Source organism: Lacticaseibacillus salsurae (assembly GCF_045862175.1).
Lineage (GTDB): Bacteria > Bacillota > Bacilli > Lactobacillales > Lactobacillaceae > Lacticaseibacillus > Lacticaseibacillus salsurae.
Genome location: NZ_BAAFZI010000104.1, coordinates 1 through 3,376 on the forward strand (window position 1 = coordinate 1; position 3,376 = coordinate 3,376).

The window sequence follows — 3,376 nt, forward strand, 5'->3', positions numbered from 1 at the left end:
GAGTCATCTCCACTCAAGGTGTAGCAAGCTCAGGGTTGGCCAAATTGGCAGCGTCACTTAATCAGGTCGGATAGAACCTATCATTTGGAACTCAATTTACTGGAACCGAGAAAAACTTGACACATACTTAAAGGGGTCAGATTTGCGCAGCGAAATTCCACCTTGATATACTTAAATTGTAGAAGAAAAGTCAAAGACTTAAGGAGGACCTTGTGATGAAAAAACTGCATAAGTTATCCGTCGCCCTCGGTGCCATCGTAGGCGCGGCAGCACCACTAATGATGAGCGGAAGTTTGGTGAACGCAGCAGAAAAACTTACTGACAAGACACAAAATACAGTACAAGTTGTGGCAGATCCAGATACCGACGTCTTGCAAATTGTTGAGGTGCCAGATATGGACTTTGGCACCGTTTCTGCAACGGAAATCTATACGTCGCTTGACCAAGCATCGCAGACGACGACAGGAGATCTTCGTGTTAATGATGGCCGTATTGCAACTACTTCAGAAGGGTGGAAACTTCAAGGTAAACTAGGAAAGTTCATTAGTACCGAGAGTAATGAGTTGAGTGAAACCGAGTTGACTTTTACCGCTACACCTACTGGAAACAACTCTGAAGGCGGAATTAATTTCAACGGTACCCCGTTGATAACAGATGCTGAATCTGCTGTGACGTTGGTGACGCATGGTGAACGCGGGACCAAGAGTATCCTTGAAAGTGAAATCTCTGCAACTTTAAAGAACGATGGTAGTCCGGAAATTACGGTTGAGGACGCAGAAGTCTTCACCGCCGTACTTGACTGGAACTTGGCTTCCGGAGTCGCATTCCGCTCGCTCTGAGCATACCCACGAGGGGCGTAAACCTTACGCCTCTTTTTTTCACTAAGGGAGGTTTACCTATGAAGAAGCTAGTGATGATCATCGTTGCCATGGTCGGGATAATTTTCGGGAGCTCGAAGATCGTCCTAGCCGAAAATAATGGCTCTAAATTTAGTATCGAAAGTGCCACCAAGGACTCGCTGTCCAGTGGCTATATCCATTATCGAGTGGAAGCTGGCCAACAAAAAGATTTTCAGATCAGTGTGATCAATCTGGCCGATAACGACCAGAAGTTTCGCGTTGAAGTGGTCAACGCTGGGGTGACGTCAGATGCGTCGCTGTCGTATCGGCCTGATGTGCGGGTGGTCAATACTTTTCAGGCCAAGTTGCCTGATATGGTCACCCCGAAAAAACAAGTGATCACCGTGCCCGCCAAGAAAAGTCAGGTTTTAACGTTCCATGTGAAAGTTCCCAAGGCAGGCTTTTCCGGAGACGTTCTAGGCGGCATCTATGTTTATCGTGTTGACGACACCTCCAAGGAAAGCGAACAAAAAATGGGGGTGCGCAATGCCTTTTCGATGTCGTTGCCGGTGCATTTGGTCAGTGGGGATGAAACTAAGCTGACGCCAGTGTTGACGCAATCCAACTCCAAACTCAAAACTGCCTCCAAGGAAGCGACGGTACAAACTCGGCTTACCAACAAAACCGCGCGGGTCTTCGGTGGCGTGGCGATGACCACGACTGTTCACAATGAAGACGACAAGCAACTCGGCAAAATTGAGCTCAAAGACGGTAGCATGGCACCGGCTGGGTTGATGGAATACAGCGTTCCGTTGGAAGTTTCGTCTTTGTCACCAGGCGTGTACACCGTTAAAACCAAATTGACGTCTGGCAAGCGCACGTACAACTTGAAAGATACCTTCACCATCAAAAAAGCGGCTCTGGAAAAAGTGGCCAAAGACACTGATCTAACGGTTGTGGACAACACCATGTGGTACTGGATCGTGGGCATTTTGATCGCGTTGGTGGTTGCCTTAATTGTCATCTTGATCGTGATCAGCCGTCGCCGCCGTTCTGGAGGTGGGGCTGATGACGCGTAAAAAAGTGATCTTCATTGCGCTGTTGGTGAGCATTGGCTTATGGAGTTTAGGCTTGCGCCAATCCGCCACGGCGCAATATAGCGGCCAAAGTGAGATCAAAAGTAAGCAGGAGATAATCACACGTTAGTAACGCCAAAATCGGGCCAAGTCACATCGCTAAGATGTGTCTTGGCCCGATTTTCTGTTGTTAGTCCAGATTAATGTTCCATGGCAAGTACGGCGCCAAGGTTGTCTCGTTCAGTTCAAATTCCGGCAACTGCGGAAGCTTTTCGAATAAACACTTCAAATACTTGAACACGTCCAGCTGATTGGCTTTGGCGGTTTCGCACAAAGTCATCATGTTCGCATTGGCCTTTGCGCCATCAACGCTGGTACTGAATAAGTAGTTCTTACGTCCAATCACCAAGTCTTTGACACTACGTTCGGTCGCATTATTACTCAAGTCGACTTCACCGTAGTCCATAAGTCGATCAAGATAGGTCCGCTGATTTTGGGCATACTTCACCGCTCTTCCCAATGCGCCTTTTGGCAACGTAGTGAGGCCATCGATCCACGACCAGAATTTCTTCATGAGCGGGGCGATATTCTTTATTCGAAAAGTTTGGCGCTCTCTTGCTGGCGCATGCTGGACCTGGCGCTCCAATGTGAACATGGTATCGATCATCTTCAATGGCACCGAGTCTTTGATGCCGTTTTTCAAGTGCACAGCGGCTTCATAGAATTTGCGTCGAACATGCGCCATACACCCAGTGCGCGTGATGGCCTTGTCCAGCTTGTTATAGCCTGAATAACCATCACACTGGAGCACACCGGAGAAGCCGTTGTACAACTCTTGGGCAAAGGCCCCGGCGCGAGTGGCATCATACGCGTAATAAACGCCAGGCTCACTGGATGACTGCACCGAACGTATCACCCACATGTAGCCGTGCGATCGACCCGATTTACGAGGATCACGGATCGCCTTATATGGCGTTTCGTCACCTTGTAAAAACGGCTGCGCCACCAGATGTTCCCGAATTAGATCAACCACCGGCTGGACGACGACCGAAGCTTTGGTCATCCAATTAGCGTAAGTGGTTTCGGGAAGATCAACACCGGCTCGCTTAAATTCTTTGGCTTGTCGATAAAGTGGTAAGGACAACCCATACTTATTATATGCAATGGTGGCGACCATTGATGCGGAACCCAAACTGTGGGCAATCAAAGGACGCGGTGCGTGACCTTGGAAGAATTGAGTATGATCCGTTTGTTTGGCGCAGGTCGCACACTTTTTGACTTCCTCGTAGATCTGGTGTCGATAGATCACTTGCGGAATAATGACGACTTCTTCTCGAACAAAGCGTTTGCCCGCGACTTCAAGTGGATGTCCTTGGGGACATTGATCATCATCACATGGAATAAGCGTCTCAATGATTGGAAGAGACTTGCTCAGTGTTTGTTTACGTGTGGCTTTGCTTT

4 protein-coding genes are annotated in these 3,376 nt (G+C 48.5%); 3 read left to right on the plus strand and 1 reads right to left on the minus strand.

Annotation, left to right across the window (positions count from 1 at the left end; translation table 11 throughout):
* Positions 1-215 precede the first annotated feature (215 nt).
* Genes ACKTSG_RS13840 through ACKTSG_RS13850 form a run of 3 tightly spaced genes read left to right on the plus strand, consistent with a single transcriptional unit; the run spans position 216 to position 2,045 of the window.
* Positions 216-839: a WxL domain-containing protein gene (locus ACKTSG_RS13840; protein ID WP_407895581.1), complete on the plus strand. Its 624-nt coding sequence runs from the start codon at positions 216-218 to the stop codon at positions 837-839.
* A 59-nt stretch (positions 840-898) separates the two neighbouring features.
* Entirely contained in the window at positions 899-1,918 is a 1,020-nt protein-coding gene (locus tag ACKTSG_RS13845) for a WxL protein host-binding domain-containing protein (RefSeq protein WP_407895583.1), read from the plus strand.
* Complete coding sequence (locus ACKTSG_RS13850; protein WP_407895585.1) at positions 1,908-2,045, plus strand: hypothetical protein; 138 nt, start codon at positions 1,908-1,910, stop codon at positions 2,043-2,045. The genes ACKTSG_RS13845 and ACKTSG_RS13850 overlap by 11 nt, the downstream gene beginning before the upstream one ends.
* A 60-nt stretch (positions 2,046-2,105) precedes the next feature.
* On the opposite strand, the gene tnpC is transcribed toward ACKTSG_RS13850, so the two are convergent.
* The coding region (tnpC, locus tag ACKTSG_RS13855; protein WP_407895587.1) for an IS66 family transposase at positions 2,106-3,376 on the minus strand (1,271 nt) is incomplete at its 5' end.